At 58.3% G+C, this 26,590-nt stretch carries 24 protein-coding genes and 3 pseudogenes; 12 read left to right on the top strand and 15 right to left on the bottom strand.

Annotation, left to right across the window (positions count from 1 at the left end; genetic code table 11):
• Positions 1-67 precede the first annotated feature (67 nt).
• From A6U87_RS06295 to A6U87_RS06285, 3 genes are all read left to right on the top strand, one after another.
• Complete coding sequence (locus tag A6U87_RS06295; RefSeq protein WP_065690390.1) at positions 68-820, top strand: SDR family oxidoreductase; 753 nt, start codon at positions 68-70, stop codon at positions 818-820.
• A gap of 470 nt (positions 821-1,290) precedes the next feature.
• The gene (locus A6U87_RS06290; protein ID WP_065690478.1) at positions 1,291-1,890 is read left to right on the top strand and encodes a Crp/Fnr family transcriptional regulator; all 600 of its coding nucleotides are present in this window, start codon (positions 1,291-1,293) and stop codon (positions 1,888-1,890) included.
• A 149-nt stretch (positions 1,891-2,039) separates the two neighbouring features.
• Positions 2,040-2,450, top strand: a complete 411-nt coding sequence (locus tag A6U87_RS06285; protein ID WP_065690389.1) for a VOC family protein — start codon at positions 2,040-2,042, stop codon at positions 2,448-2,450.
• Positions 2,451-2,923: 473 nt separating this feature from the next.
• Here the strand turns inward: A6U87_RS06285 and A6U87_RS29155 are convergent.
• The 4 genes and pseudogenes from A6U87_RS29155 to A6U87_RS06270 form a co-directional block, all read right to left on the bottom strand.
• Positions 2,924-3,202 (bottom strand): annotated as a pseudogene (locus tag A6U87_RS29155) (winged helix-turn-helix transcriptional regulator); the annotation flags it as partial.
• Between the two features lie 35 nt (positions 3,203-3,237).
• Positions 3,238-4,389 (bottom strand): mandelate racemase/muconate lactonizing enzyme family protein, encoded by a 1,152-nt coding sequence (locus A6U87_RS06280; RefSeq protein ID WP_065690388.1) that lies wholly within the window; start codon positions 4,387-4,389, stop codon positions 3,238-3,240.
• A complete protein-coding gene (locus A6U87_RS06275; protein ID WP_065690387.1) occupies positions 4,386-5,111 on the bottom strand; it encodes a FadR/GntR family transcriptional regulator in 726 nt (241 codons plus the stop codon). Before A6U87_RS06275 ends, A6U87_RS06280 begins: the two co-directional genes overlap by 4 nt.
• 572 nt (positions 5,112-5,683) lie before the next feature.
• Positions 5,684-6,523, bottom strand: coding sequence for an SDR family NAD(P)-dependent oxidoreductase (locus A6U87_RS06270; protein WP_065690386.1), 840 nt, complete (start codon positions 6,521-6,523; stop codon positions 5,684-5,686).
• A gap of 39 nt (positions 6,524-6,562) precedes the next feature.
• Here A6U87_RS06270 and A6U87_RS29150 point away from each other — a divergent pair.
• Positions 6,563-6,792: pseudogene (locus A6U87_RS29150) on the top strand (aspartate aminotransferase family protein); the annotation flags it as partial.
• Between the two features lie 661 nt (positions 6,793-7,453).
• On the opposite strand, the gene A6U87_RS06260 reads toward A6U87_RS29150, so the two are convergent.
• Complete coding sequence (locus A6U87_RS06260) at positions 7,454-8,386, bottom strand: AraC family transcriptional regulator (protein WP_065690384.1); 933 nt, start codon at positions 8,384-8,386, stop codon at positions 7,454-7,456.
• 96 nt (positions 8,387-8,482) lie between these two features.
• On the opposite strand from A6U87_RS06260, the gene A6U87_RS06255 reads away from it, so the two are divergent.
• Complete coding sequence (locus tag A6U87_RS06255) at positions 8,483-9,229, top strand: SDR family oxidoreductase (protein ID WP_065690477.1); 747 nt, start codon at positions 8,483-8,485, stop codon at positions 9,227-9,229.
• A gap of 314 nt (positions 9,230-9,543) precedes the next feature.
• Here the strand turns inward: A6U87_RS06255 and htpG are convergent, their stop codons facing one another.
• Together htpG and A6U87_RS29885 are read right to left on the bottom strand one after the other, a co-directional pair.
• Positions 9,544-11,436, bottom strand: a complete 1,893-nt coding sequence (gene htpG, locus A6U87_RS06250; protein WP_065690476.1) for a molecular chaperone HtpG — start codon at positions 11,434-11,436, stop codon at positions 9,544-9,546.
• A 657-nt stretch (positions 11,437-12,093) separates the two neighbouring features.
• Positions 12,094-12,255, bottom strand: coding sequence for a hypothetical protein (locus tag A6U87_RS29885; protein ID WP_158007258.1), 162 nt, complete (start codon positions 12,253-12,255; stop codon positions 12,094-12,096).
• Between the two features lie 284 nt (positions 12,256-12,539).
• Here A6U87_RS29885 and A6U87_RS06240 point away from each other — a divergent pair, with 284 nt between their 5' ends.
• The 3 genes from A6U87_RS06240 (at position 12,540) to A6U87_RS06235 (ending at position 14,228) form a co-directional block, all read left to right on the top strand.
• Positions 12,540-13,148 carry a J domain-containing protein gene (locus A6U87_RS06240; protein WP_065690382.1) on the top strand — a complete coding sequence of 203 codons (609 nt, stop codon included), beginning with the start codon at positions 12,540-12,542 and terminating at the stop codon, positions 13,146-13,148.
• 450 nt (positions 13,149-13,598) lie between these two features.
• The gene (locus A6U87_RS29140; RefSeq protein WP_198928675.1) at positions 13,599-13,775 is read left to right on the top strand and encodes a hypothetical protein; all 177 of its coding nucleotides are present in this window, start codon (positions 13,599-13,601) and stop codon (positions 13,773-13,775) included.
• Positions 13,776-13,931: 156 nt separating this feature from the next.
• A complete protein-coding gene (locus A6U87_RS06235; protein WP_065690475.1) occupies positions 13,932-14,228 on the top strand; it encodes a PRC-barrel domain-containing protein in 297 nt (98 codons plus the stop codon).
• A 153-nt stretch (positions 14,229-14,381) separates the two neighbouring features.
• On the opposite strand, the gene A6U87_RS06230 is transcribed toward A6U87_RS06235, so the two are convergent.
• From A6U87_RS06230 to A6U87_RS06205, 6 genes are all read right to left on the bottom strand, one after another.
• Entirely contained in the window at positions 14,382-15,281 is a 900-nt protein-coding gene (locus A6U87_RS06230; protein WP_065690381.1) for a sugar phosphate isomerase/epimerase, read from the bottom strand.
• Positions 15,282-15,358: 77 nt separating this feature from the next.
• On the bottom strand, positions 15,359-16,297 hold the full coding sequence (locus A6U87_RS06225; protein ID WP_065690380.1) for an ABC transporter substrate-binding protein: 939 nt from the start codon (positions 16,295-16,297) through the stop codon (positions 15,359-15,361).
• A gap of 64 nt (positions 16,298-16,361) precedes the next feature.
• Positions 16,362-17,345, bottom strand: a complete 984-nt coding sequence (locus A6U87_RS06220) for a hypothetical protein (protein ID WP_065690379.1) — start codon at positions 17,343-17,345, stop codon at positions 16,362-16,364.
• A 32-nt stretch (positions 17,346-17,377) separates the two neighbouring features.
• Positions 17,378-18,922 carry a sugar ABC transporter ATP-binding protein gene (locus A6U87_RS06215; protein ID WP_065690378.1) on the bottom strand — a complete coding sequence of 515 codons (1,545 nt, stop codon included), beginning with the start codon at positions 18,920-18,922 and terminating at the stop codon, positions 17,378-17,380.
• The gene (locus tag A6U87_RS06210) at positions 18,919-20,325 is read right to left on the bottom strand and encodes an FGGY-family carbohydrate kinase (protein WP_065690377.1); all 1,407 of its coding nucleotides are present in this window, start codon (positions 20,323-20,325) and stop codon (positions 18,919-18,921) included. Before A6U87_RS06210 ends, A6U87_RS06215 begins: the two co-directional genes overlap by 4 nt.
• A complete protein-coding gene (locus A6U87_RS06205) occupies positions 20,322-21,101 on the bottom strand; it encodes a DeoR/GlpR family DNA-binding transcription regulator (protein ID WP_065690376.1) in 780 nt (259 codons plus the stop codon). Before A6U87_RS06205 ends, A6U87_RS06210 begins: the two co-directional genes overlap by 4 nt.
• A 188-nt stretch (positions 21,102-21,289) precedes the next feature.
• On the opposite strand from A6U87_RS06205, the gene A6U87_RS06200 reads away from it, so the two are divergent.
• The 3 genes from A6U87_RS06200 to A6U87_RS06190 are packed head-to-tail and all read left to right on the top strand — an operon-like array spanning position 21,290 to position 24,481.
• Entirely contained in the window at positions 21,290-22,372 is a 1,083-nt protein-coding gene (locus A6U87_RS06200; RefSeq protein ID WP_083199285.1) for a class II aldolase/adducin family protein, read from the top strand.
• On the top strand, positions 22,369-23,649 hold the full coding sequence (locus A6U87_RS06195) for an FGGY-family carbohydrate kinase (RefSeq protein ID WP_065690375.1): 1,281 nt from the start codon (positions 22,369-22,371) through the stop codon (positions 23,647-23,649). Before A6U87_RS06200 ends, A6U87_RS06195 begins: the two co-directional genes overlap by 4 nt.
• A complete protein-coding gene (locus tag A6U87_RS06190) occupies positions 23,642-24,481 on the top strand; it encodes a TIGR01459 family HAD-type hydrolase (protein ID WP_065690374.1) in 840 nt (279 codons plus the stop codon). Before A6U87_RS06195 ends, A6U87_RS06190 begins: the two co-directional genes overlap by 8 nt.
• A gap of 129 nt (positions 24,482-24,610) precedes the next feature.
• Here the strand turns inward: A6U87_RS06190 and A6U87_RS30360 are convergent.
• A pseudogene (locus tag A6U87_RS30360) lies at positions 24,611-24,910 on the bottom strand (PIN domain-containing protein); the annotation flags it as partial.
• A gap of 492 nt (positions 24,911-25,402) precedes the next feature.
• On the opposite strand from A6U87_RS30360, the gene A6U87_RS06185 reads away from it, so the two are divergent.
• Positions 25,403-25,939: an NUDIX hydrolase gene (locus A6U87_RS06185; protein ID WP_065690473.1), complete on the top strand. Its 537-nt coding sequence runs from the start codon at positions 25,403-25,405 to the stop codon at positions 25,937-25,939.
• Between the two features lie 206 nt (positions 25,940-26,145).
• Here the strand turns inward: A6U87_RS06185 and A6U87_RS06180 are convergent, their stop codons facing one another.
• Positions 26,146-26,577, bottom strand: a complete 432-nt coding sequence (locus A6U87_RS06180; RefSeq protein ID WP_065690373.1) for a hypothetical protein — start codon at positions 26,575-26,577, stop codon at positions 26,146-26,148.
• Positions 26,578-26,590: the final 13 nt, after the last annotated feature.

Below are 26,590 nucleotides of genomic sequence, written 5' to 3'. Positions count from 1 at the left end.
TCAGCCTATATCAAGTCCGGCTGCGGGTCACTACGGTCAGAGTGTTCCTTTTGATCCGGAGACATATATGCCTACGATACTAATTACCGGCTGCTCGTCTGGCTTTGGCTTGGAAACAGCAAAGCTCTTTCTGCAACGCGACTGGGATGTGATCGCGACGATGCGCAACCCCGACGCGGCGGTGCTACCGGCCGCCACTGGTCTTAGACTGCTGCCCCTCGACATCACTGATCCGACGAGCATCAGGGAGGCCGTCAAAGCTGCTGGCCCGGTTGATGTCCTGGTGAACAACGCCGGCCTAGGCGCACCATCGCCGATCGAGCTCACAACACCGGAAACGGTTCGGTCGTTGTTTGAGATCAACACGATCGGAACGTTGGCGATGATCCAGGCTTTCCTTCCGCAAATGCGCCAGCGTCGGGCGGGTGTCATTATCAATGTCACCTCCACGGTAACGGTCAGGACGCTTCCGGTCATCGGAGTCTATCGCGCGAGCAAGGCTGCGGTGAACGCCATCTCCGAGTCGTTGGCAGTGGAAGTGGAGCCATTCGGAGTTCGTGTGCACATCGTTCTACCAGGCCGGTCTCCGGAAACGAAGTTTGGCGCCAATGCCCGGCCCCATTTGCGCGGCCTGGATGATCCTGACTATGCGTCACTCCTGCAGCAGTTCGTGAAGAACGTGCAGGAAGATAAAGGCCCGGTAACCTATGCACGGGATGTAGCCGAAGCGGTCTGGCGCGCCGCCACCCAGCCTAAGACGCCGCTCCGCATTCCTGGAGGGGCTGATGCTGAGGCCTGGATGACCGAAGCTGGAATGTAGGCCAAGCGGCAGCCGAAAGGCTGCCTCTTCTCTCTAGCGGTGATAATTCAACACACTTGGCTCCTAGAGGCATTTGAGCCCGCGGCGCCGTACTGCGAAACCTAAGTCACTGAGACCTCATGGATCGTTTCCGTGAACCATTTGCGGACGGATAAATGGTGTCTGAGAGTGTCTAGGGATTGGATGGGAACGGATGTTGAAATGGAATTTCTAGACATGGAGGCCGTCCGGATAGCGCCTCAAATCCGGTCGCTGATCGCCGAAATCGACGAATTCAAAGGTGCTTCGGGCAATCATCCAGATCGCACCTGAGCGGTTGGCCAGCCACCGGCGTGTCGCAACGATGATGGTCTGGTTTGCCCAGTGCCGCGGAACGTCTCGCCCTACGTGAGCACAGCACACGAATTGGTCTTTTGCCACGACGATGAATGAGCCAGATTAAGACCATCACCGACTCACGGACTGAGCTCATGAACACGGAAGCATTCTTCACCAAAATCCGGACCTACACCGATCTGTCAGAAAAAGCCGAGCTCGCCTGGTCGTCACTCCTGCGGCAGAGACAATATCGTAAGGAGGAGCCCTTCATTCGCGCGGGCGACGTACCGACGACCTATGCCTTCGTTGTCGAAGGCCTTCTGTGTCAGCGCTATGTCGGCCGCGACGGCGACCTGGTCATTAAATGCTTCTTTCCTGAGAACCGCATTGCCTCATCGGTCAGCGCGACTCTGCTCGGCAAGCCCAGCCCATTCGCAATTACGGCGATCGAGAACAGCACCGTTCTCGAATATGACTTTGCAGCTTTCAAGTCGCTCGTGAGTGACTTTCCCGACATTGCAGCGTTTTACATCAGCTATATGGAACGCCATTGGATTATCAATAAAGAGCCGGGCGAGATCGCTTTTCGGCATGACGACGCGATGCAGCGTTACATCGACTTCATCCATAGGGAGCCGGAACTGCATAAGCGTCTGAAGCAGCATCACATCGCCGCTTGGTTGGGCATAACCCCGGAAAGCCTCAGCCGACTGCGGAAGACAATCGCGATCACAAGATCCGACAAACGCTGAGGCGATTTCTTAACAAATATCAATTCTTCCGCGACCGAATTGCCCCATCTCTGCCAGCCAAGCAACCGCCGTGAAGGTCATGGCGGGGCTTCAATCACGGATATTGCCCCCGATTCGGCCGTATCCCGCTACTACCAGAGGGCTCTACGATGACCAAGATGATTTTTGTGAACCTGCCGGTGACCGACCTGGCTCGGGCCAAGGCTTTCTACGAAGCCCTGGGTTTCACCAACAACGCGCAGTTCAGCGACGATAACTCGGCCTGCATGGTGGTGAGCGAGACGATCAACGTCATGCTTCTCACCCACGATAAATGGCGCGGTTTCACCAGCCGTCCGATCCCGCCGGCAACGTCGAGCGAAGTAATGCTGGCCATCTCCTGCGAGAGCCGCGAGGCGGTCGACCAGATGAATGAGGCTGCCGCCCGACATGGCGGGGAAGCTGACATCAATCCGATGCAAGACCTCGGCTTCCTGTACAATCGCAATCTCGCCGATCCGGATGGACACGTCTGGGAAGCAGTGTGGATGGATCCGAACGCGATGTCTACCGGTGGCTGATGTTAGTCATTCCAGTAGTTGTCGACCCGCTAGCGGGTCGACAAACCGCTATTCGCCGATCGCTGCGGGCCTCATCGCGATCGTGCAGGCGAGCACAATGCAGGCGGTCGCACGAAGTCATTTTAAAAATTGAGGATGCGGTCTTGCCGCCACGATCGCTTTTGCAGCGTTATTGATTGGAACCTATCGGGGGTTGTTTGCATGAGGAAAAATCAGAACCTCGAGATCGTCTGGAGCAGTCGCTTCGCCCAATTTCAAGAGTAGCTGGTGCCTCTGATCCGTCGTGGAAGCCCCCTACGCCCCATGCAGCGATCGAATTGAAGTTCCTTCGCTCAAAATCTGCAGTGCTTGCTCATGTTACAAGCCCCCACCTCGCATCAACGGCACGGCCTAAATTTTGATAGCGGCCGCGGTAGCTGACCAGTAACGAGACTTCGACATGAACTTTACCATCGTGATTACCACGTCTCCTCTCACCGCGTGAGATGCGGATTTCGCGACACTTCTCGCCGCGCATGCAGCTTTGTGCCAACTTCGACTATCGCCCTTATGGCCGGCAATAGCTCTTTCCCCAGCGCCGTCAGCGTGTATTCCACAGTGGGTGGCGAGGTCGGCATCACTTGTCGAGAAACGACATCGCGGCCCTGCAGATCGCGCAAGCGGCTCGTTAGGACCTTAGCCGAAATAAGACGACAATCTCTCTTAATTTCTGAGAGCCGACGTGGACCTTCGCTCAGCGCCCTGCCGGCTACATGAAATTGCCAACTTTTCCTCCTCCTCTATCTCTTCACCAGTTGGTGAAGCTACCGTCGCGACGCCGGAGGTGCGGCGGCTCGCAATACTGGAAGTCGACCTCTGTCAGAGCTTCCTCATTGACTTCAATCCCCAGACCGGGGCCGTCGGGAACGCGGTAACGGGCGCCCTCGAGAACCGCTTGCTCTGGGAAGAGTTCACGCGAATCGAAGCCGAGCTGCTCCACCGGGGACGCCCGGCACTCGAGCCAGGCGAAATTGGGGACGGCCGCGGCAAGATGAAGGGTGGCCGCCGTGCATATCGGACCCAACGGATTGTGCGGCATCAAGTCGACGTAGTGGGCTTCGCTCCAGGCCGCGACCTTGGCGGCCTCTGTAAAGCCGCCGACATTGCATATGTCCAAACGGTTGAACTGATGGATATCGCGCTCAATGTAGGGTAGGAACTGCCACTTGGATGAAAACTCCTCCCCGATGGCGAAAGGCACGTCGGTCATCCGCCGCAGGGCCTCATAGGCCTCGGGGGTTTCGTCCCGGATAGGCTCTTCGATAAAGTCCAGCGTGGCGCGTGGCATCTTCTGGCAGAATGACGCCGCCTCGGCGACCGAGAGCCGATGGTGATAGTCGATACCAAGGACCGCTTCCGGTCCTAACTCCTCTCGCGCTTTTACCATCCAGGGCGCCGTGCGGGCGATCGATTCCCGAGGCTCGAAAACGTCTACCGAATGCTGGCCCCATGGCACGAAGCGTATGCAATTCCAACCCGCATCCCAAAGGACCTTGGCCTGCTCAATCATCTCAGGCCCTGGATCGGCCGGGGCAGTGGCAAAGGCTGGAACGCAATCGCGGTGCTTGCCTCCCAGCAATTGGTGAACGGGAACACCCAACGCTTTCGCCCGGATATCGTGAAAGGCGATATCCAAAGCTCCGATCGCAGCGGTCAAAACACGTCCGCCTTCGAAGTACTGGCTGCGATACATCTCTTGCCAAAGAGCGCCGCACTGGCGAACATCTCGTCCGATCAGGAATTGCTTGTAGTGCTGGAGAGCCCCTATCACGGCATGCTCTCTACCTGTCAGGCCAGACTCCCCCCATCCATAGATCCCATCTATAGTCGTGACTTTCATAAGGAGCTGGTTCCGGTGGCCGACCCGTGGAGTAAAGCACTCGATCCGATCGATTTTCATTCAGTTATCTCCTCTCCGGTTTGGAGTTGCTCAAGTCGATCCGCCCCTTCCGCGCCACGGATGACGATCGCGGTTGCAATATGTCGTGCTTCCTCCGGCCGCCCCCCGGCAATCGCGCTTGCCAGGGCCACGTGGATGGCCGGATTGGGGTCATAGGAAAGTCCTGCTTCGTGAAGCCGGAGATCGGCGTGGAACAAGGTCCGCAACATCACTTCGAGAGGATTGCGGAGAGCCTGGATGAGGGTGTTGTGCGTGGCTTCCAGGATGGCCAAGTGAAACGCGATGTCTTCCTCGATTGCATCAGAAGACGGGGATTCCCCCATGGCTTTGGCGAGACTGACGATTTTGGCTCTTTCGGCGGCGCTTGCATTGGAAGCCGCCATTGCTGCGGCTCCGGGCTCAATCATTTCCCGGAGCTGCGCAACTTCGCGCCTGTACCGCGCGTGGGAGGATTTGTCGGTCAAGCGCCAGCCGATGACGTCCGCATCCAAATTGTTCCAGTGCGCCTTGTCAGCGACCCGCGACCCGTAGCGGCGGGCTGTTTTTATCAGCCCTTTTCCAGCGAGTACCTTTGCGGCCTCTCGCAGAGCGTTCCGGCCAACCCCATATTTGCTGGCCAAATCGATCTCGGTCGGGAGGATTGAGCCTGGCGCCCATTCTCCGCTGACGATCGACTGCCCCATCGCCTGAACAGTCGCGGCGATTAATCCCTTTGCAAGCATGCGAATCCTCCCTACAGGATCCCTTTAAATCCCATTTAAAACTATTGTCAATGAGCGCGGAAAGGTCGAAGCAACGACATTGCGGCTGCGATCCAAGTCGCGTGGAGGCTCCGAGAAGTTGATAGGTAGAGGTAGAGGTCGCGACGTCGGCGGCTTCGTCTCCCTACGGCAACGGCATGAACTCAAGCATATCGTGATACCAGCCATGGCACGCCGGCCCACCTTTGTGCTGCCATGCAAAACACGGCACGATCACATCTTTTTCGGTAGCGACGGCTATTTCACCGAGAACCGTCTTGAGTTCGTCGTCTGAGCGGCCGCATCCATGAGAAGACAAAAGATATAAATAGGGATCACTATGCACAAAATGATCTGTCTAAATATCATTCACGTTGTTAGCCGCCTCACGCTGGCGAGATGTACCACCATACCTGCTTTGGCAATGGCACATCCCTGTTTCCGCTTGCCCTCGCCACTGGTACCCATCCGTTTCCACTTCTGAGCAAAACGCACTGCTCGAAGCCAAAGCAAAGGTCGTTCCAAAACCAGCTCACATATGTCATTGCCTCGCTTTACAGCTTGACTTGTCCGACGTCGCTGAAGCGCAGCGCTCTACCGTCTGCCGCGACTATGGCATCCATATCTTCTGCAAGCGCATCGCGATCATCGACACCGCGCAAGAGACGGCCGGCAAGAGGATCGAAACGTCCGGCGGCGATATCGGCAATCAAAAGCGCAGCCCGCGATGGCTCAATGTCGACACCATCGTCGAAAAGCTGTTGGATCCCGGGCAGGTAGGTTTTCCCCGCCTCCGACGATAGCTGTAGTTCCGTCATCGCACTCCGAACAAGACCGGGATCGACTGCAAAAGCGCGCACCTCGTTGCCGATGGTTGTGTCGTTCAGACACTCCGTGAGACGCATGATTGCGGCTTTGCTGGACGCGTAGCCGGAGCCATGTGGAAAACTGTTGCCCGTTCCGCCACCAACCAGGTTCACGATTCGGCCGCTACCCCTTCCCATCATCACAGGGATCACCGTGCGGCAGGTATTGAAGGTACCTCGCAGGTTGATCTCGACATCCCGCCACCACACAAGGGGATCACAGTCCCAAATAGGACCGAAGCCCTGAAACGAGCCGTGGTTGTTGATGAGAATGTCTACAGCACCCAATTCAGCCGCGATGCGCGTGAATGAATTTTCAACCGCAGCAAGGTCAATCAAATCCGTCGAAATAGACATCGCTTGCCCGCCCTCGTCCTCGATAAGCGCGACTGTTGTCTCAATTTCCGTCAACGTTCGCGCCAGCACGGCGACCTTGGCACCTTCCCTAGCCTGCTGTAGAGCGATCTCTCGACCTATTCCTCTGCCACCGCCGGTTACGACAGCGACGGTGTTCGAAAGGCGGGCCATGCTAACTCCTGTGACATTGTCTGATCCGGATGCAAAACTATGTGTGCCTCGGCCGAGTTTGTCCAGGACAAGGACCACCGCAAGTTCTTCGACGTCTCCCGCAAGGTCGGCCCGCAGATTGCAACCGCCCTGATGGAGCGGGGCGTGATCGGCCGGCCATGCCACAGGGCGACATCCGCGGCATTGCGCCGCCGCTCTGCCTGACCCGTAAGGCGGCCGATATCGTCGTCAAGGCGGCAGCCGGCGCGATAGCTTCTGTTCTTGTGTAAACAAGTTCGTGGATTTTTCCGTTGGAATGACGGACTGCGCAGCTCGGATCAGCACCTCCCACATCCCAGCCGTTGTCTTGTCCAAGCGTGGGTGATGATGGAGGAGCTCCCGCTGTCGCTGGCGATCGGCTGGCCCGGTGTTTCTTTCACCAGGTCCGGCTCCATGGTGAGCTGGCCGACCTTGCGTCCGAGCGCCGCAATGTGGGCCTCGTCCTCCGCGATGACGCTGGCCTCAGCCTCCCCATCGTTCAGCTCGCCGCGATCGAACTACGCCAGCCATAACTGGATGAGGTTGGCCGAAACGCCATAAGTGCGCTGTGCGTCGCGCCGTCTGCCGATAAAATCTACCGGTCGCTCCTGGTTATCGTCCTGGTCGCGCTGAAGACATACCAAGGACGTTCTAAGGAAAACAGCCTGCTCTTAGATAACATTTGGACCGGTGACCCAGACGTTCGAGCCTTCGTGCATCCTGAAGGCCTATAACATGTCAACAACTTACTGCTGAATCAGCCATCGAGTCTGGCGGGTTCCTGATCTTAGGAAGGTGTAACTGCCGCGCGAACCACGTGTTCGAAGCTCCAGCCGCAGGACGGGTCGTCCGCGGAGCCCAGGGCGCAGCCAAAATTGCCTCTCACGCGTGACAGGACAGCGGCAGATAGCGTCATGAGACGGCAAGAAGGCCAGGACTGACACCGGCAACATACCCTCTGGCGAATCTGCCCGGGGAGCATCCGAGCCTTTTACTGAACGCTGTACTGAAGGCGCTGGCGGATTCGTAACCTATGTCATCGGCGATCCGGTCGAGCGACTTAGCACCATTCAACAGTGCCTGCTTAGCAAGTGCTATGCGCCAGCGCGCCAGATATTCAATTGGCGCGCAACCAACAACCTCGTTGAACCGCGCGGCAAAACCCGATCTCGACTTGCCAGCTATTCCCGCAAGATCGGCTACGGTCCACCTCGTACGAACGTCCTCGTGGATGGCACGCAGAACACGGGCGATGGCGGGATCGCGCAGCCCATTCAACAAACCCGCCGAGGCTGCATTATTTCCGATAATGTCCCACCGCAACGCCTCTACCAGCAGTGTCTCCAGCAAGCGCTGGATGATCAGTTCTTTGCCGGGATAGTTGGAAACGCACTCCTCAGACAGCAGTTCGATCAAGCGGCCAAATCGCGTCCCACGCCCCGCCGAAGCGGGAACATGAATTGCATCGGGCAGCAGCGCGAGCAGCAGCGACGCGTTGGCACTCTCAATCGAGAAGCTCCCGCCCAGCGCCACAAAATCTGGGTCTCCTTCTTGATCGCCGTGCCGGACAGCTTCAGCCAGAGGTTCAGCGGGCATGCAGGGGGTGCCTGGTTTGCTACACAGAGAGAACGCTGGCGTAGTCGGCAAAAGGAGAAAATCGCCTTCGGCAATCCGAAGCGGCTCCTGGTTACCTAATGTGACCCATGCTTCTCCGGTCAGGACAACCGTAAACCCGGGTGGGTCATACGACCTATAGCGAACGCCCCATTGGCCGCGCCCGGAGATGGGCTTTGCTATCGCGGCTCTCGGTCGCAGGAGAGCAATGATATCGCTGAGAGGATCCATGAATTTGGACGATCTATAACATTTTATGGATGTTGGATTATAGATCGTATTGAGGTGTCTGTCTATTGCTACATGATCGAAACCAAGGAGACTAACATGACCAAGACCATCCTCATTACCGGGACATCATCGGGCTACGGAAAGTCCACTGCGGAACACTTCCTTTCGCGCGGCTGGAATGTGGTCGCGACTATGCGGCGCCCGAACCGGTCGCTATTTGCCGAAACCGACCGGCTGCGCGTGCTGCCGCTCGATGTCACCAGCCCCGAAAGCATCGCCAGCCTCTTCAAATCGGCCGGTCCAATTGACGTACTGGTGAACAATGCCGGGCTTGGCGGTGTCGGTGCGTTCGAGGCGATGCCAATGTCACTTATCCGACAGCTTTTCGAGACCAACACGATTGGCGTCATCGCGATGTGCCAAGCCGTCATCCCGCAGATGCGTGAGCGTCGGTCCGGAACGATCATAAATGTCACATCGAGCGTTACTCTGGGGGAATTTCCACTCGCGGCAGCCTATACCGCCACGAAACAGGCCGTGGAAGGCTTCTCGGCTTCACTTGCGCATGAACTCCGCTATTTCGGGGTCCGGATGAAGCTCGTCGAGCCCGGCTATGCGCCAACCACTCGGTTCGGGGCGAATGCCATCGTTCCTGTCTCGGAGCTCCTTCCCGACGGATATGCTGACTTCGCACAGCCAATTCTCCGGGCCCTGGCGAATCCTGCCCTGACCACCACGGAAAGCGATGTAGCAGGAGCAATCTGGCAGGCCGTTCACGATACCGAGAACCAGCTCCGCTTCCCTGCTGGCGCAGACGCTATCGCGCTTGCTCAGACGCGCTAAAAGATGATAGCGGCAAGGGTGGCAGTGGCCGCCACGCTTTCTGCTGCCCTACGCGTGGTCTCCCGCCCAGTGGGTCGGATGGGCGCAAGCTGCCACAGCCTCTGAAGGGAGTCGAACCGTCGACCCGCTGAGTCCAGACCAATTGAAAATTCAAAGATCGGGCAGCGTACCGGGTGCGACTGCCGATGACCTGGGATCATGAACTGAGAACGCTGTCCGTTCCCAGAGAATGCGAAACATTCGGCGATCGCGCTGAGCGACCGCCTCTGCCGAGGATTTCTGGCGAGAACGCCGAAGACCGCCTTGCCAAGACCCTACTTGCCGTGCCCGGTCGCAAGCGCAAACAGCCTGGCCTGCCGGTCGGCAAAAGCACGCGGATTGGCTGGTTTGTCCCCATCAAGAATGCGTGCCTCGTCAAGCAACAGCCACACCGCATCCTCGCGGAAGGCCGGATCGTCGATCGATGCGATGCTTCTAACACGCTCGCTCTGTGCATTGATCTCCAGGATCGGCTTCGATGCTGTCTGTAACCGCCCGGCCCCTTGGAGGAGCTTTTCGAGCTGGCGATCGGGGCCATGTTCCGACGCGACAAGGCAAACCGCGCTTTCGGTCAATCGATCGGAAATACGCACGTCAGCGACCTCCTCACCAAGGGCGCTTCGAGCGAAATCGATGAATGCCACGACTTCCGGAGAAGCTTGCCGGCCACCCTCATCAGTGCCGCCCTCGCCGGTCACAGCGTTTAGATCGGCAAGGCCCTGGGTAACCGATTTAAGTGGCTTGCCCTCGAAATCTGCGACGTTGGTCGGCCAGAAACTGTCTACGCCATCGGTAAGGAGAAGTACCTCGATACCTTTGGCTCGAAAACCCTCGAGTTGCGGCGACGACCTCAATTGGTCCAGACTGGAGCCGCTGATGTAATAGATCGCCGACTGGCCCTCCTTCATCGTGGTTAGGTAGTCGGCTAGGCTCCTAGTCGCCTCGCCGGACACGGTACTGTGGAATCGCGCCAGCCTCAGCAACTGCGAGCGCCGCTCGAAGTCGTCGTAAATACCTTCCTTGAGAATCGCGCCGAACAGATTCCAGACCTTGGAAAACGTCTCGGCTTCGCCTTCGGCCAGCTTCTCTAGGGCGGAAAGGATCCGGCTTGTCACGCCCTTTTTGATAGCGGCAAGCACGGGACTTTCCTGGATCATCTCGCGGGAGATGTTGAGCGGCAGATCCGAGGTGTCAACGATGCCGCGGACGAACCGCAGATAACGCGGCAGCAACTCGGCTTCGTCGGTTATGAACACGCGCTTCACGTAGAGCTTCATCCGACCCTGTCGGTCTGGATCGAACAGGTCGAAAGGTTGAGAGCCGGGGATGAAGGCAAGCGTCGTATATTCGTGGCGTCCCTCAGCGCGGAAATGCACGTTAGCCAGCGGCTCGTCGTATTGGCCCGAGACACTACGATAGAAATCGTCGTAGTCCTGCTTGGATATCTCGCTCTTCTGCTTGATCCAGAGCGCTGCACCATCGGAGACCTGCGACGGCTCCGCGCCGTCTTTTTCAACGAGACGGATAGGAACGGGTACGTGGCCGGATTGATCACGAATGATCTTCTCGACCGTCCATTTGCTGGTATATTTCTTTGCATCGTCCATGAGATGCAGCACGACACGCGTTCCCCTCGCTGGCGCTTCTCCGAGATCGATCGCGAGGACCTCATAGCTTCCCTTGCCATCGGATGTCCATTTCCAGGCCTCGCTCTCACCGGCGCGGCGGGAAATCACATCGACCCGGTCAGCGACCATGAACGACGAGTAAAAGCCGACGCCGAACTGGCCGATCAGTTCCGCTTTCTCCCCAGCTTTGGCCGCCTCCAGCCGATCCATGAAGGCTTTTGTCCCCGAGCGCGCGATCGTGCCAAGCGCGTCGATCATCTCGTCGCGGTTCATGCCGATGCCATTGTCCTCAATAACGAGTGTCTGCGACTCCTCATTGAGCGTCACAAGAATTCCCGGCTGCGTCCCCTCGGCCGAGAGCTGCGGCTTGGAAATCGACTCATACCGAAGTTTTTCACAGGCATCCGCTGCGTTCGAGATCAATTCTCGGAGGAAAACATCTCGGTCCGAGTAGACCGAATGTACCATCATGTGCAGGAGCCGGCTGACATCGGCTTCAAATACGTGTTGCTCGGGGTGCCGCTCTTCTACTGTTGCCATTGATAACTCCATCGCGCGGAAATCGCCGGTCAAATGGTTTTCCCGGCATTCGAATTCAAGTGCTCTCTGCCGCGTTACAATCCCAGTGGTATCGTCTGTCGACAGATTCTTTCGTCCTCTCCTCAAATGCCGATCGGCAATTCTCCACAATTCCTCTAGCCTCGCCAAAAGCCTCTGCGGCAACGGTTCGGGTACTCGTTCTGTGGAAGACGATTTGGCTGGCTGAATGACCTATCCCGCGCGTCGAAAGGATCCGAACCTTCGACCAGACATTATGGCAGTGACCTCGACATCTAAGTCCCATATCGACCGCAGCTGTATGCGGCGACCTCGGTCGGCACCAAAACCACCAACCATGATGCCAACAGCAACATGATCTCCGATGGCAATCGCGCGCTGACCCGGAATGGTGCCGACCGGCTGTCGAGTGTCCCCCAGAACGCCACCACCGTCACCTACACCTTGGCCGAACGGCGCCCGGGTAAAGAAAACGTGGTCTTTCGGCACCACCCTTTATACCGACGGCTGCGTCGAGATCGATCGCTCGACCCCCGACAACGACGTCTATACCTGCGATCCGCGTGCCCACATCAAGATCGTCAGGGTTACGGCCTCGGCAACGGTGACCAACAGCTTCGTGCATCGCGACCATCTGGCTCAGGGCGCCAGGTCACCGACAGCAATGGCGATCTCGTCGAAGCCACCGGCTATGCCGCCTTCGGCGAGCAGACCAACACCACCTTCCGAGAACGTCCCTCCAGGCTGTACGAGTTCGACAAGAACACGGGCCGGCGCGAAATCGCTCGGCGCTTCGTTCACGAGTGGCACTCCCGCCGCTTCGAACAAAAGGCCACGGAAGTTGGGGTATGAAGCATCGAATAGCTTCGGTCCGGTCCGTACGTGGCCCTTCAAGCCGAGGCCGGCGGCCTTTCGCTCAGGTTAATCGCGATCACTTTGTCATGGAAGGGGAACGATAATAGGACAAGCCGCATCCAATAAAGTCGCGCGAGCAAGTGGCTACGTTTGTGGAAGGAGCCGGCAGGAGCGAACATCACTGATGTTGATAGCTTGCCCAGGAGGCCCGCAAAGCCATATATGGCGCGATGACGTTTGATTCAAAAATTTTCGTTGGTCTGCGCTCGACCCGCAAAAGCCCTGTTCAACATCGGGAAGCGAGCGGGCCGAAATGCCAATGGGAAGGTTGCGAGGCGCAAGGCACCCATCGTGCCCCCGTCGGAGCCGATGCGGAAGGACTGTATCTGTTTTTTTGTGCCAAGCACGTCAGTGAATACGGCAGAGGCTACAATTTCGTGACGAAACTTTCCGCCCCGATAACGGCCCGCTATCAAAGGGAAGCGGCAAATGGCAGCCGCCCGACCTGGGGAACACGCATCGATGATGTTGCTGAAACGCGCCTTCCGTCGTCGGTTCGCTCTGGGACCGCAAAGGTGGTGAATGCACGGAAGAATGCGGCCAAGCGCCAGGCAGCAAAAGCGGATCTCAACCAGCGCAAGCTCAAAGTCCTTGAGGCAAAAGCCTTTGAAACGCTCGGCCTGTCAGAGGATGCAACGCCCGAAGAGATAAAAAGTCGGTACAAGGAGCGGCTTAAAGTGCATCACCCTGACGCCAATCAGGGCGATCGCGCGTCAGAGGAACATCTCCGCGCAGCGATAGACGCTCACAAGATCCTTAAACTCAATGGCTTTTGCTAACCGATCGCGTCTTCGCGCGGTAGAGTGCGCACCGACGCCGACCCGAATATATGCGCCTCACCGAATTCGGCATCGATGTCTCAGTCGGAGGCATGGGTCCGAACCCAAACCGCGACAACAGTAGGCTCGCCCGAGAGCGAGCCTGACACCGACGCACCGATGTTGGAAGAGGCATCCGCTCCGCCCCTCCCCCTCATTCGCTAGCCAGGCTAAGACTAGGGGCGCTGAAGACACTCGAAACAGCGATCAAGCCGTTGCCAGCCCCAGTTTTTTTCAGCATCTCGATTTGGGCGAGTTTCAAGTTTGTCGATTGCCGCGAAGCAAATCAGCAGGCTGCTCTTGCTGGGACATGAACCCCGCCGTCCTAAGAAGACATATTCATACCCAACAGCTTAGACAAGCGAGTGCGCTAAAGCGGCTGCTGCCTGTATGCTGCTTCGGGGCACAGGGATGCCACGCCATGCCTTGCGATTGAGGAAATCCGACGACCTCTTTATCCAGGAGGCGTCGATTATCCTCCAAGTCGCGCTGAGTTCGATGCTGCTGGTCTGGTCGGCGATGTCATCGAACGGTCGGAGCCAGATAACCCAGATCACCGCGCCCTTCCCGACGCTCTTCTCGAATTGAAGCGGCTTGGGCTTGTGCGGGACGGGAAAATTGCGGGTTCGTGACGGCTAGCTTCCCATCGCATCCTTGTCGATGGGAGCATTTGATCGTGCGCGACTTGTGGAACATTCAGTCTGCTGCCGATTATGCCACCATCAACAATGGAGAATGCATAACATTGACCACACAAACCACGTTCGTCTTACCAGATCAGAACTCACGCCAGCCCTGCTTGAAGGGGCGACAATTTATGGCGTCGACGATCACAAGGTCGGCAAGATCGATCACGTCCATGGCGCAGACGCAGGGGGCTCTGCCGTCATCGATGTCGGAGGCTTTCTTGGTATCGGTGCCAAGCCCGTTGCGATCCCGATTTCGGATCTCGAGTTCATGCGTGACGAGGATGGGGACGTCCATGCCGTGACGAATTGGACAAAGGACGAACTCAAGATGATGCCAGAGCATCGGGACTGAGACTTTGGCTAGCTCACACACGGAGGCGGTCGCAAGCGCGATGGAAAGAGCGGCTTCCGTTTAATCGGGACGAAGGGCGCTTGCGCGGCACAGTTTCCAGCTGAGTGTCGTCGGCGCCGGCAGCTTCCATCTCTGTTGGCCTGGCTACCTGGTTTACCTTGGAGGCAAGTGAGCACTGGTTACCAGTTGCGCTTTCAGTCTCGCTGTTTGGAGGCCCAACTCGATAAACCGCCGTGCATGCTCGGCAAGTGCTACGTTATCGCTCCAGAGATTCCTCCAGATCGCCGTTTTCAGCGACAGGTCCTTGTCGACTATCGTGGTGGAGAACGACTCGAACGTGACAAAATCATCCCATCCGATTGCCACGAGGGCATCGAAGATCGCGGCAAAATCGATATTCCCCGTGCCGAGGTAGCCACGGTGGCTTTCACCGATGTGCACGTAGCCGATCTTGTCCGCAGCATTGCGGATCGCCAGCCCCACGTCGGCCTCCTCGATGTTCATATGGAATGTGTCGAGGTGAAGAAAGACGTTCGATGCGCCTGTGTCCATGATGTAGGCAAGACCCTGGGCGGCGGTATTGAGCATGTTGCTCTCGAAGCGATTGACGATCTCCAGGTTCAAGGTGACGCCAGCGGACTTCGCGCGTTCGGCGACTTTCGACAGCGTGCTGACGCTTGTGTCCCACGCTTTTCTTGTCAGCGTGTGCTCCTGCTTTCCATGTGCGGAACTCAGGATACCCGCCAGCTTTGAACCGCCGAGATCCCTGACGAGGGCAACTGCGCGGTCCAGAATATCGACACCATTGGCAATGACGGATGGGTCGTCACTTGAAATGTCCCCTTCCGCCGGCAGCCCCATGCTGATCGCGACATCCAGTCCGAGTTCTTCTATACGCGAGGCGAGCCACTTCACGTCGACCTGCTTCGGATCGAGATACGAGAATTCGACAAGTTTGAAGCCGAGGTCGTGGGAGCGGGCAAGAGTTCTCTCCAGCTCGTCTTTCGAGGAGCCGGCGCTCCAGACGAAGGAGTGGACGCCGATTTTGGACATGAGACCGTATTCCTGATTTGAGGAAGATGACGACCCGCTGAGCACAAGGCATCGGCGGGCCGCACGGGAGGAGACCGTTAGCGAGCTGCTGTCCAGCCCTTGTAGTCCTTGATGTTGTCGGCCGTGATCAGCTTCGGATCCAACAGGACAGTGTTTTCGGCAGGCTTCTTGCCGTTCAAGACGTCGACAGCCATCTTCAGCGAGTCGCCTGCCATGACATAGGGATCCTGGGAGGCCGAGGCCTTGATCATCGACTTGCCGCTGGCAAGAGACTTTTCGATATCAGGAGCGCCATCAACGGCAGTGATGATGAACTCGTTACGGTTCAACTGTTTTGCCGCCAGTTCAGCGCCGATGCCGGTCGGGTCGTTGATCGCGAAGATCGCGTCAATCTTGTCGAAGCGGGTCAGAAGACCCTGCATGACCGCAAGACCGCCGTCGCGCGACCCCTGGCCGTTCTGGTCGTCCGAAAGGATCTTGATGTCAGGGCTCTTGCCGAGAACATTCTTGCATCCCTGAACGCGGTCGATGATCGATGACGATGCCGGTCCGTTGATGATGATGACGTTGCCCTTGCCCTTCAGATGATCAACGATGTACTGGCAGGCTTCCTCGCCAGCCTTCACATTGTTGGTCATGACGGTGACGTCGGCGCCCGGTGCGGAAACGTCGAATGCGGCAACGATAACGCCCGCGGCCTGAGCCTTCTTGACGGCTGGAGCAATCGCCTTTGCGTCGACTGCGTTCAGCATGATGATGTCGACGCCGGCAGCGATGAAGCTGTCGATCTGCGATACCTGCTTGTTGAGGTCATAGTCTGCGGAAACCGAGGTTACCTGAACGTTAGGATTGATTTCCTTGGCGCGGTCCTCGATGCCCTTGATGGTGGCGACGAAGAAGGGGTTGCCGAGAAGGCCGACGGAAATGCCGATCTTTTCGAGGTCCTTTGCGGCCGCAGGCATTGCGATCGATGCAGCCAGTGCTGTGGCGGCGAGCAGTTTCGAAATCATGCGCATTCTTTCCTCCATTGGGCGCCTCCTGCGCCTTGTTATCCGGTAACCCCGGTCCCATCAGCCGCACTTACGTGCGGCTAAGCCCCTTCAGCCGATAGCGGTCGAGCGCCACGGCGACGATGATGACAAGTCCCTTGATGATGTACTGCCAGATGTCCGAGACACCGACGAGGATGAGGCCGTTCGACAGGACGGCTATGATCAGCGCGCCAATGAGCGTGCCCCAGATCGAGCCGACGCCGCCGACAAAGCTGGTACCGCCGAGGATAACAGCCGCAATCGCATCGAGTTCATATGCCTGGCCAAGCTGGAGACCGTTGGCCGCGTAAAGGCGCGCAGCCGACATGACCCCTCCAAGACCGGCAAGAAGGCCTGACATCGAATAGACGAACAGCAGCACGAGCGGCACCTTGATGCCCGTCAGGCGCGCAGCCTCGACATTGCCGCCAACCGCGTAGATCCAGGTTCCGAGCACGGTCCGCTTGAGGATGAACCAGGAGATCAGGATCGTCGCAAGCGCGATGATGGCAAGCCACGGTACGCCGAAGAAGCTGCCGTTTCCTATGAAATCGAAGGGCAGATCCGGATTGAAGACGGTGGTGTCGTTTCCGAGCAACCGAGCGATGCCACGCATAGCAGTCAGCGAGCCGAGGGTCACGATGAACGGCGGCAGCTTCAGCGCTGAGATGATCGTTCCATTGACAACACCGCAGGCGAGACCGACGGCGATTGCAGCGGGAATTCCGAGCATGCCGATATCCGGCCAAAGAGAAACGATAACACCAACCATGGCAGATGCCGCCAGGATCGAGCCCACCGAAAGATCGATACCGCCCGTGAGGATCACGAAGGTCATCCCGGCAGCCAGCACCGTGTTGATCGATGCCTGCTGCATGACGATCGACAGGTTGTTGACGCTCAGGAACCGCCCGCTGAGAAGATGGAAGCCTATTGCCAACATGACGAGAACCGGAAGCATGCCGAGCGCCGTCAACGTTGATCGGAACCTGGCTTTGCTGGCGTTCGGCTGTTCGGTCGATGTGGCGGTCATGCTTCTTGTCCCGTCTTTTTGAATTGGCGAACTCAGGCGACTTTCGGCGCCGAGCCGGTCGAGAACGCCATGATGGCTTCCTGGCGGATTGGTTGCTCGGGCGTCGACGAGACCTCGCCGGCGATGTGGCCCTCGCGCATGACAAGAACGCGATCGGCAATGCCGATAATTTCGGGAAGGTCGCTGGAAATGACGACAATCGCGATGCCGGTCTGCGCAAGTTCGTCAATGATCCGGTAAATCTCGGACTTCGCGCCGACATCGACGCCGCGCGTCGGTTCGTCGAAGATGATGGCCTTCGGCTTGGTTTCGAGCAGGCGCGCGATCAATGCCTTCTGCTGATTTCCACCCGACAGCGCTCCAACGTTGATGCTGGCGCTCAGCGTTCGGATGGAAAGTGAGGAGATGGCCTTTGCGGCGCGTTCGCGAGCCGCCGCGAAATTCAGAATGCCACCCTTCGCCGCGTCCTTGCCGATCACACCGATGTTGATGTTTTCGTTGATCGTCATGTCGAGGAAGAGGCCGAGACCCTTCCGGTCTTCGGTGAGATACGCAATACCAGCATCCATCGCATCGCGCGGGCCGCCGATCGTCAGTTCGCGGCCTTCAAGCAGCACGGTACCCGAGATCTTCTTGTCGGCCCCGAAAATCAGCCGGGCGAGCTCGGTGCGGCCGGAGCCAACAAGGCCGGCGATCCCGAGGACTTCCCCGGCCTTTGCATCGAAGGAACATCCGTGGACGCGTCGCCCGTCGCCAATGTCGCGGACAGACAATATGGTTCGAGCGGCCTGCTGCGGGGCACGATGCTCTTTCTTGTAGAAGGACGAAAGGTCGCGGCCGACCATCATGGACACGAGTTTTTCCGCCGAAAGCTCGGCACGCTCCAGTGTTCCGACATAAGCGCTGTCGCGCAGAACGCTGACACGATCGGCGAGCGCATAGACCTCTTCCATGCGATGACTGATATAGATGATGGCGATACCGCGGGCCTTGAGGCCGGCAATAACGTCGAACAGGCGTTCGGTCTCTTTCGATGTCAGGGAGGTTGTCGGCTCGTCCATGACGATGATCTTCGCGTTGGTCGTCAGCGCGCGCGCAATTTCGACCATCTGTCGCTCACCAAGAGACAGGGTCGCGACAAGCTGCGACGAACCGAATTCAATGCCGAGCTGCTTGAGGATCGGTTCGGCGCGCTCCCGCGCTCCCGTCTTGTCGATCACCCCGAAGCGAGCGGGCTCGGCACCCAGGAACATGTTCTGTGCAACCGTCAGGTTCGGCGCGAGAGACAGCTCCTGATAGATGACTGCGATGCCGTTCGCCTTTGCCCGAACGGGATCGCCTGAGACGATTGGATGGCCGTCGACCGCAACTGTACCGCCTGGATCAGCCGTATAGGCGCCTGACAGCACCTTCATCAGCGTGGACTTGCCAGCGCCGTTCTCACCCATCAGCGCGTGGACTTCGCCTGGATAGACCGTCAGCGACACGTTCGTCAGGGCTCTCGTATTGCCGAACGTCTTGCTGATGTTTCTCATTTCGAGAACGGGCACATTCGCCCTTGGCGCTGCCGCACTCATGCGTGGAGCTCCTCTTTTGGATGCATCGCAGCGGTTTCCCCGAGCTCCAACAGGGCCCACCAGGCACGCCGATAGGCCTCAAGGCCCTCGGCATCGAGCGAGGTAGCCTCAACCGTCTCGTTGGCGAACGGATGCTGTCCGAGTGCATCGAAAACGAGCGCGGCGGCTCCGAAAGCGCTTCCTTCGGCAGTCGTGCTCGTGAATATCGGCTGGGCCGGACGTAATTGGGCGAGCAACTCTGCAAACAAACCGGTCTTGACGAGGCCGCCGTCGACAACGATCGGGTTGCTTGAGCGTATGAGGTCAAGCGAAAGGTCGGTCATCAGCACGACATAGAGAAGGGCCGCCGCCGCCCTCTCCTCGCCATCGACAACGGGCCCGACAAAGCGACCATCGAAGCCCTGCATTGGCCCGCCGGGAGCAAAGGAGGGCAATGCGAACGCGCCCTTGGCAATAACGCGCGACACGGCTTCCTTGCTAACGGGCTTGTTCCAGCCACCGCTCGCGATGTCGTATTCCCGACCACCCATGAAGCGAATGGTCGGCGCGGGCGTGCCGTCGACGGTTACGTTGGCGAGCATGTCGCGGTGTTCGTCCAGCGCCTCAAGGGGGCAAGCGGAGTTGAGGATCACGACCCACGTCCCTGTCGAAACCAGCGTGAAATCGTTGAACCCGACCGAGCGATAGAAATAGAGCGCCGCGTTGCTGTCGTGGACACCGTTATGAACGGCGACCGGAACTGCCTCGCCTGATTTCGTCGCGACCAGGAATGTGCCGAGCCCCGTGCCCGCCTTCGCGAAAGCAGGCATTTTCTCCCGCCAGCCCCTGCTGTCGACCAGACTGCTGAAATCCCCGATCAGAGGCGCCCAGAGATGGGAATGGCAACCAATGTAAGAAACTTCCGACACCTTCCGGCCTGAAAACCGCCAGGACCAGAATTGAGGATAGCACAAGATGGTGTCGACCTGAGCCAGGAGCTCGGGCTTGGTCTCCTCGACCCAGAGAATGTGGCGACCATAATTGAAGCCGAGTGGAAGTCGAGGCGAATAGGTCTCTCGGAAAGCCGGAACCAGCATGTCGATGCGATCGGCGACCTCCCGGGGCGGCTCCTGCTCGTAGTCGATGATCGGATGAACCAGCTTGTCACCCTTGGTCAATGCGAAGGTGCAGCCGTGTCCGGAAAAGGTGACGTGCCGTGCCCCATGATCTTCAACCGCCGTCTTCAAGACGTCTTTCATCCACGCGAAGAGCGCCTCATCGTCAAGAACCCGAATTCCAGCATCATCGACCCAGCTCGGCTTGCTGCGAGCGTCCCAAAGTATCGAGCCATCGTGACCGAGGACGAACAGCTTCGAGTTCGTCTTGCCGAGGTCAAAGACCGCTACTGCCGCCTGCTCGGTCATGAGGGCACCCCGATCGCAGCAATCAGGATGGTTATGCCGGCATCCTCGAGCATTTTTGCGCCAGAGTCGGATAGGCCATCATCGGTGACGATCGTCCCGATCCTGGAAAGCGGCAGAACAATGTTACGCGGCTGGATCGAGAACTTCCTGCTGTCGGCCAGAAGGACGATCTCGTCGGCACGCGTGCTGAGCTCGCCTATTGCCTTGGTCAGGAGCGGATGCGATTCAAGTAGCCCTTCGGCGCTGATGCCCTGCGTGCCGAGAAAGAAGCGAGACGCAAAGAAATCAGGCGCCCCCGCCGAAGGGTCGTGGATTATGCCCGGCTCGCGATAGAGCTCGCCGCCGGCGAGCGTCAGGTGGCATGTTCCGTGCTCCCCGAGATAGGCCGCGAGCGGCATTGAATTGGTGTAGATGCGCACATTGCGCCGAGCAAGCTGCTGCCCGAGCTGATAACAGGTCGAGCCGGCATGGACGATGATGGAGTCCCCGTCCCTGACAAGGCTTGCCGCCTTTTCGGCGATTGCGCGCTTCGCATCCACCGCAATGTCGCGATTTTCATCGTAAGGCCGCGCAGAAAGACGCCCGGTCGCGGACGCATCATTTGCGGAAATCCCGCCATAGACTTTCCGCGCCTTGCCGATCTCGTGAAGCTTGTCGATATCGCGTCGAATGGTCGCCGGAGACACGCCAAGGCGCTCCTGCAGATCGCGCACCGATGCGAACGGCGTTTCGAGCAGCATCTCGGTGATCAGGCGATGGCGATCGGAATCGTTCAAGAAGTGCCTCCATTCGCGCTTCTCCTCAAGCGCGATGATGAACTATAATCACACTGACGGAGTTGTCGCAATAGATTAGACTGAAAATCTTCATAGTTGACGATCTTCGATCACATTTATAGGATCGAGCCAAAATTCGCTCAGCGTATCCAGCGCAATTGAGCAATGTGCCGTAGGAGGAGAACCAGATGACAATCCCGGACTTGCGGAAAACCGATCTGTTCAGGGATTTTCTCCAGCTCTCGAACAAGATCGGCAGCGACATCGAGAAAACCCAGGGCGCGGGTGGAAATACGTCGATAAAGCATGACGGCGTCATGTGGGTGAAGGCCTCGGGAACCTGGCTTGCGAAGGCTGGCGAACAGGACATCATGGTCCCAGTTCTTGTGGATCCGCTGGTCACTGCGCTGCGGGAAGGCGACCCAAGGGCCGAAAAGTCGGTCGATTTCGTCGTTGGTGAACTGAACTCGAGCGGCCTGCGTCCGTCGATCGAGACAAGTTTCCATGCCGCGCTTAAGAGCCCGGTGGTCGCTCACTACCACTGCGTCAATACGATTGCGCTTGCGGTGCTCGGCGGGCGCGACGAGGTCCTGGCCGCTCGGATGGCAGCGGTTCCCGACCTGAAGTGGGCCTCCATTCCCTACAGACGCCCGGGCACGCCTCTGGCACGCGAGATTGAAAAAGCCGCCGCAGCAAGGCCTGATATCCTGATCCTCTTCAACCACGGCATCATCGTCTGTGGCGACACGGTAGGCCAAGTCGCCGAACGGATTGATCGCGTCACCGAGGCCCTTCGTTCAAAACCGCGCGAAACACCTGCACCCGATCTCGACGCCCTTGCTGCTGCGGCGGCAGGATCAACCTTTCATGCCGCAAAAGACCTCGACAGCCATGTGATTGCGCTTTCGGAGATCAACCAAGTGCTTGCCCTCGGCGGGTCGCTTTATCCCGACCACGTGATCTTCCTCGGAACCGAGATCGGCACGCTCACGCCTGGGCAGAACGCCGCTGATCTGGAAGCCGCCTGCGCCAGGGAGGGGCGCGAACTGCCTAAACTGGTGATCGTCCCCGGCAAAGGCATCCTATTGTCCAATACACTCACGGCCGGAGGCGAGGTCATGGCACGTTGCCTTGCAGAGGTTACAGGCCGCATCACTGATGGCGAGAAGATCGCCTATCTGTCCGATGCCGACGAATATGAACTGACACATTGGGAAGCGGAACAATACCGCCAGGCACTCGACCGGCAATCAACGAGGCACTCGGCGTGACCTACGGTTCTGCGCAGGCCTGTGCGCTTGGCATCGACATCGGCACCTCAGGTGCCCGGGCGAGCGCCGTCGACCAGCATGGAAACCCCTTAGGCTTCGCGGCCGCGCCGTTCGAAAGCCCTACAGAGACACGGCAACCCGCCGCGTGGTGGACACGTGTGCGACAGGCCGTCGAAGACCTCAATTCCAAAGTTGATCTGACAGCTGTCAGGGGCGTTGCCGTCGATGGCACGTCAGGCACGGTGCTCGCACTCGACAGCAGCAACCGTCCGACGGGTTCGGTGCTGATGTATAACGACCCCTGCCCCGAGCCTGAGATCGTCAGCCGGATCGCTCGCCATGCTCCTGCAGGAAGCGCTGCCGCCGGCGCCAATTCGGGGCTCGCGCGAGCTATCTATTTGTCCCGGGAACAGGACGTCGAGGCTGTCATACACCAGGCCGATTGGATCTTGATGATGCTCGGCTGCCCGGCGCGCGTCACCGACGAAAACAATGCTCTTAAGACAGGCTACGACCTCGCTTCGGAGCAATGGCCAGATTGGATCGAAGACGCCGGAATGAATCTGGACGCACTTCCCAAGGTCGTGCGCGCGGGCAGGAAGATCGCACCTGTCGCTGGCTATCTGCATGATCTCGGCCTTCCGAAGTCGGCATCCTTCCATGCCGGTACGACTGACGGATGTGCCTCCTTCCTTGCGACCGGTGCATCGGAGTTCGGCGACGCGGTAACGGCGCTCGGCTCGACGATCGTTTTGAAACTTGCCTCCGACCGCCCGATCAACGCGCCGGAATTCGGGGTCTATTCTCATCGGGTCGGCAAATTCTGGTTGCTCGGAGGCGCGTCCAACAGCGGCGGCAACGTGGTTCGAGCCCTGATCGGCGATCACAGGCTCGAAGAACTGACCGGCAGGATCGATCCGGAGCGTCCGCTTGGCCTAAACTACTATCCTCTTCTGCGGCCAGGTGAACGATTTCCCTTCAACGATCCGGACCATCAACCCAGGCTGGGTCCACGGCCCGTCGATGACGCGCAATTCTTCCAGGCAATCCTCGAGGGGATGACCGAGATCGAACGCCTTGGCTATCGACGATTGGAGGAGCTAGGCGCCATGCCTCTCAAGACCTTGAGAACAGTCGGGGGCGGCGCGCGCAATCCGGCCTGGACGGCAATGCGGTATCGCGCGCTCGGTGTTAAGACGCTGCCGGCCAAATCGCTGGAGGCCGCGGTCGGCACGGCCTCTCTGGTCATTGCCGCGCTGGAGCAGGAAGATGCCTAGACCTGTCACCGTGGACATGGCCGGACTGTCAACCGATTATGACGTGTTTTTCGTCGATCAGTTCGGCGTCCTTCGCGACGATATTGGGCCCTACCAGGGCGCTATCGATGCCCTCCGGCAACTGAGCCAGGCGGGCAAGAAGATCGTGATCCTCTCAAATTCGGGGCGGAGCGGGCAGTATAACGCCGAAAGGCTGGTGAAGCTCGGCTTCGCGCCGGACAGTTTCGACTTCTTCGTGACATCGGGTGACGTCGCATTTGAGCTCCTGTCGCGACCCGGAGTTGACATCCCCAAAGGATCAAGAGCGCTGACGATCTCAAGCGGCGGGGATACCAATCTTGCCGACCGGTTGGACCTGGTCTCGATACGAAGCGGGAACGAGGCGAACATCGTCATCATCTCGGGCAGCGAAGCCGAGCGCATCTCCATGAACGATTATCGCGAGATGTTGAGGCCGGCCGCAGAAAACAACGTAGCGTGCTATTGCACCAATCCTGACATTCACAAACTGCACGAAGGGTCAGTTGCGCCGGGCGCTGGCAGCATTGCCCAGCTTTATGAAGCGATGGGCGGAAGAGTTACCTGGATTGGAAAGCCCTATCCTGAAATCTACGACCACGCCCTTAAGCTTGTCGGCGTGGAAGACAGGAGACGCGTGGTTTGCATAGGCGACAGTGTTGAACACGATATCGTGGGCGCCCGGTCTGCCGGGTTGGACAGTGTGCTCGTCAGAACCGGGATACTGGCCGACAGCAATGACGGCGAACTCGAACGCATTACGAGCGAGGGGGGGGCAACCCCGACGTACATGATGCAAGCCTTCAAGTGTTAGGACACAAGCTCCAAGGACCGTCGCGCCGGACTGAGCCACCACGGGCTTTAAGGTTCGTTTCATCTGGTCCGCCGCCTCAAATTGCCTCGCGTTCGCAACGAGCCGTTGACACCTGGATGCACACTACCGCTATCGGGGCCAGGGATTAATCACTTTCATCCCGGCGGCCTCGAATGGGCGTGGGTCGCGAGTTGCGACCGCGAGGCTATTCGCGACTGCTGTGGCGGCAACGTAGCGATCGGCCTTGTAGATCGCTTTCCCAGGTACGCGCGCGCGTATCATCAGCTCCGCTTAAGCCTGTGAAGTCGCCAGATCGAAGGACAGGATGCGCTCGGAAAAATGAGGCTGCACTTCTCCCTCAAGCCGGTCACGGAGGATCTTTTGTCTCTTCCCTGACGGCATCGCAGCGATCCCAAAGCGAAGTTCAGCGTGTCGCCGGCGCGAACGAGGAAGAAGCACCGAAGGGGTGTCTTTCGGCCGTAGGCAAGGTCGGATTTGCGGGCCTAACGACGTCACGTTTGTTACCAACCACCATTCAAGACAGGCCCTTGACGTCGATGGCGACAATCGTGCCCTGGGCGGGGTTGACATGGAGACTGGCGGAGGTTTGGCGGGCTTACAGCGTTCCGCGTGGTTCGGAACAGGACTTGACGGCTAGCTTCTCATCTCCAGCGGTTCAACGAGGCCGAACGGAGCCGGTTTCCTCTCGCGCTGCAACGCGAATTTTTGAATGTCGCTATTAAAATCGATTGAAGATTTTCTGATCGTTTTAAACCCTTGTCTCTCCACGCCGTTGCGGTAATTGGCTCGTTTATGCCGAGTTCACGAGAGCGACAAAAGCAACGCCAGAAAATCTCACTCTCATCCCGGGCTGCCGAAGAGCCGATGGCTAGTGAGGCGTCCGGCGAGCCACACTTCGATATGCCACGAAAAAAAACATCCGAAAAAGGTCGCGAGGCCAAACCAAAATCGCTTCTGAAACAGCTGGCGGCCGTGCCCGATAAACTGTTCACGGGCAAGTTTCGCCAGCAATTCGCCGCGCTGTGCTTTCGCTACAGGGAAGACGGAGAAGGCATCGAGATCCTGGTGGTCACCTCACGCGACAGTGGCCGGTGGATCATCCCGAAGGGTTGGCCGATGGGAGGCAAGCAGCCCTACAAGGCGGCAGCGATCGAGGCCTGGGAAGAAGCTGGCGTACGCGGCAAGGCAAGGAAGAAACCGATCGGCAGATACACCTATTTGAAGCTTTTGGGGGATGGTGACGTCGTACCCTGTATCGTCGACATCTTCCAGATCGAGATCAGGAAGTCGACTGGCACGTTTAAGGAGCACGGCGAGCGAACGATCGCCTGGGTCAGTCCCGATGAAGCAGCGCGGCGCGTTCGAGAGGTGGAGTTGAAGTCGATGCTGGTGGAATTCAAGCCTCAAGGGCGGCGGGCAGGATCCAAGGGCTCTTGAGAATAGCGCTAGGCCGCCTCTCACGTGCGCGACGGTAGTGCAAAGCTTGGTTTGGGCAGGATCGTTCGAATTCGTCATGGCTCGACGTTGACGATCTGTTACGAACTTGCGGGAGAGGCCGACAACCTCTTTCCGCGAGGCATTTCAATCAGCCGGACTTGAGCCAAGTCAGCCAAAAAGCCTGGATGTGGAAACCGCTCGGCGCTCTATCCAATGGTCGCTATTGCTTCTTCGAAGGCTCGAATACCGTCGTAGCCGAGCTGCGCAGGCATCCGACCGGAACTGATCAGCCCCTCCGTGCTCATTTTGAAAAGCTTCAGGTATGCCCTGCCTTTATCATTAAGCATGCCTCGATAGCTGTGTAGTTGACCAGTCAGAATTTCGGCCGAAACATATTCCGCGATCATCAGGTTGGCCGCATCTTTTACCGACCACCCTTTCTTCAAGATCAGGTCTGCCGCGAATGTACCCTGATGAGTCAGTTGCCTGAAGAGATCGTGTGCGACAACATCGATAGCCTGTTCAACGGAGCCGCCCTTGCCTCGACACCGGATCCGGAATTTCTCGACTTCCGTCCAAAGCAACTGAACTTCGGGCGAAAACGTTGCATGTCTCCTTCGTTTGAAGAACCCGAACATTTCACCTCGCGCC

The sequence above is a fragment of the Rhizobium sp. AC44/96 genome (assembly GCF_001692185.1).
GTDB lineage: Bacteria > Pseudomonadota > Alphaproteobacteria > Rhizobiales > Rhizobiaceae > Rhizobium.
Note: the sequence above shows the minus strand (reverse complement) of the source record. Positions and strands in the feature narration are given on the sequence as shown.

Coding starts and splice junctions, on each gene's coding strand:
- A6U87_RS06295 (WP_065690390.1), top strand. CDS start 68: ATGCCTACGATACTAATTACCGGCTGCTCGTCTGGCTTTGGCTTGGAA.
- A6U87_RS06290 (WP_065690478.1), top strand. CDS start 1,291: ATGAACACGGAAGCATTCTTCACCAAAATCCGGACCTACACCGATCTG.
- A6U87_RS06285 (WP_065690389.1), top strand. CDS start 2,040: ATGACCAAGATGATTTTTGTGAACCTGCCGGTGACCGACCTGGCTCGG.
- A6U87_RS06280 (WP_065690388.1), bottom strand. CDS start 4,389: ATGAAAATCGATCGGATCGAGTGCTTTACTCCACGGGTCGGCCACCGG.
- A6U87_RS06275 (WP_065690387.1), bottom strand. CDS start 5,111: ATGCTTGCAAAGGGATTAATCGCCGCGACTGTTCAGGCGATGGGGCAG.
- A6U87_RS06270 (WP_065690386.1), bottom strand. CDS start 6,523: ATGGCCCGCCTTTCGAACACCGTCGCTGTCGTAACCGGCGGTGGCAGA.
- A6U87_RS06260 (WP_065690384.1), bottom strand. CDS start 8,386: ATGGATCCTCTCAGCGATATCATTGCTCTCCTGCGACCGAGAGCCGCG.
- A6U87_RS06255 (WP_065690477.1), top strand. CDS start 8,483: ATGACCAAGACCATCCTCATTACCGGGACATCATCGGGCTACGGAAAG.
- htpG (WP_065690476.1), bottom strand. CDS start 11,436: ATGGCAACAGTAGAAGAGCGGCACCCCGAGCAACACGTATTTGAAGCC.
- A6U87_RS06240 (WP_065690382.1), top strand. CDS start 12,540: ATGACGTTTGATTCAAAAATTTTCGTTGGTCTGCGCTCGACCCGCAAA.
- A6U87_RS29140 (WP_198928675.1), top strand. CDS start 13,599: ATGCCACGCCATGCCTTGCGATTGAGGAAATCCGACGACCTCTTTATC.
- A6U87_RS06230 (WP_065690381.1), bottom strand. CDS start 15,281: ATGTCCAAAATCGGCGTCCACTCCTTCGTCTGGAGCGCCGGCTCCTCG.
- A6U87_RS06225 (WP_065690380.1), bottom strand. CDS start 16,297: ATGCGCATGATTTCGAAACTGCTCGCCGCCACAGCACTGGCTGCATCG.
- A6U87_RS06220 (WP_065690379.1), bottom strand. CDS start 17,345: ATGACCGCCACATCGACCGAACAGCCGAACGCCAGCAAAGCCAGGTTC.
- A6U87_RS06215 (WP_065690378.1), bottom strand. CDS start 18,922: ATGAGTGCGGCAGCGCCAAGGGCGAATGTGCCCGTTCTCGAAATGAGA.
- A6U87_RS06210 (WP_065690377.1), bottom strand. CDS start 20,325: ATGACCGAGCAGGCGGCAGTAGCGGTCTTTGACCTCGGCAAGACGAAC.
- A6U87_RS06200 (WP_083199285.1), top strand. CDS start 21,290: ATGACAATCCCGGACTTGCGGAAAACCGATCTGTTCAGGGATTTTCTC.
- A6U87_RS06190 (WP_065690374.1), top strand. CDS start 23,642: ATGCCTAGACCTGTCACCGTGGACATGGCCGGACTGTCAACCGATTAT.
- A6U87_RS06185 (WP_065690473.1), top strand. CDS start 25,403: ATGCCACGAAAAAAAACATCCGAAAAAGGTCGCGAGGCCAAACCAAAA.
- A6U87_RS06180 (WP_065690373.1), bottom strand. CDS start 26,577: ATGTTCGGGTTCTTCAAACGAAGGAGACATGCAACGTTTTCGCCCGAA.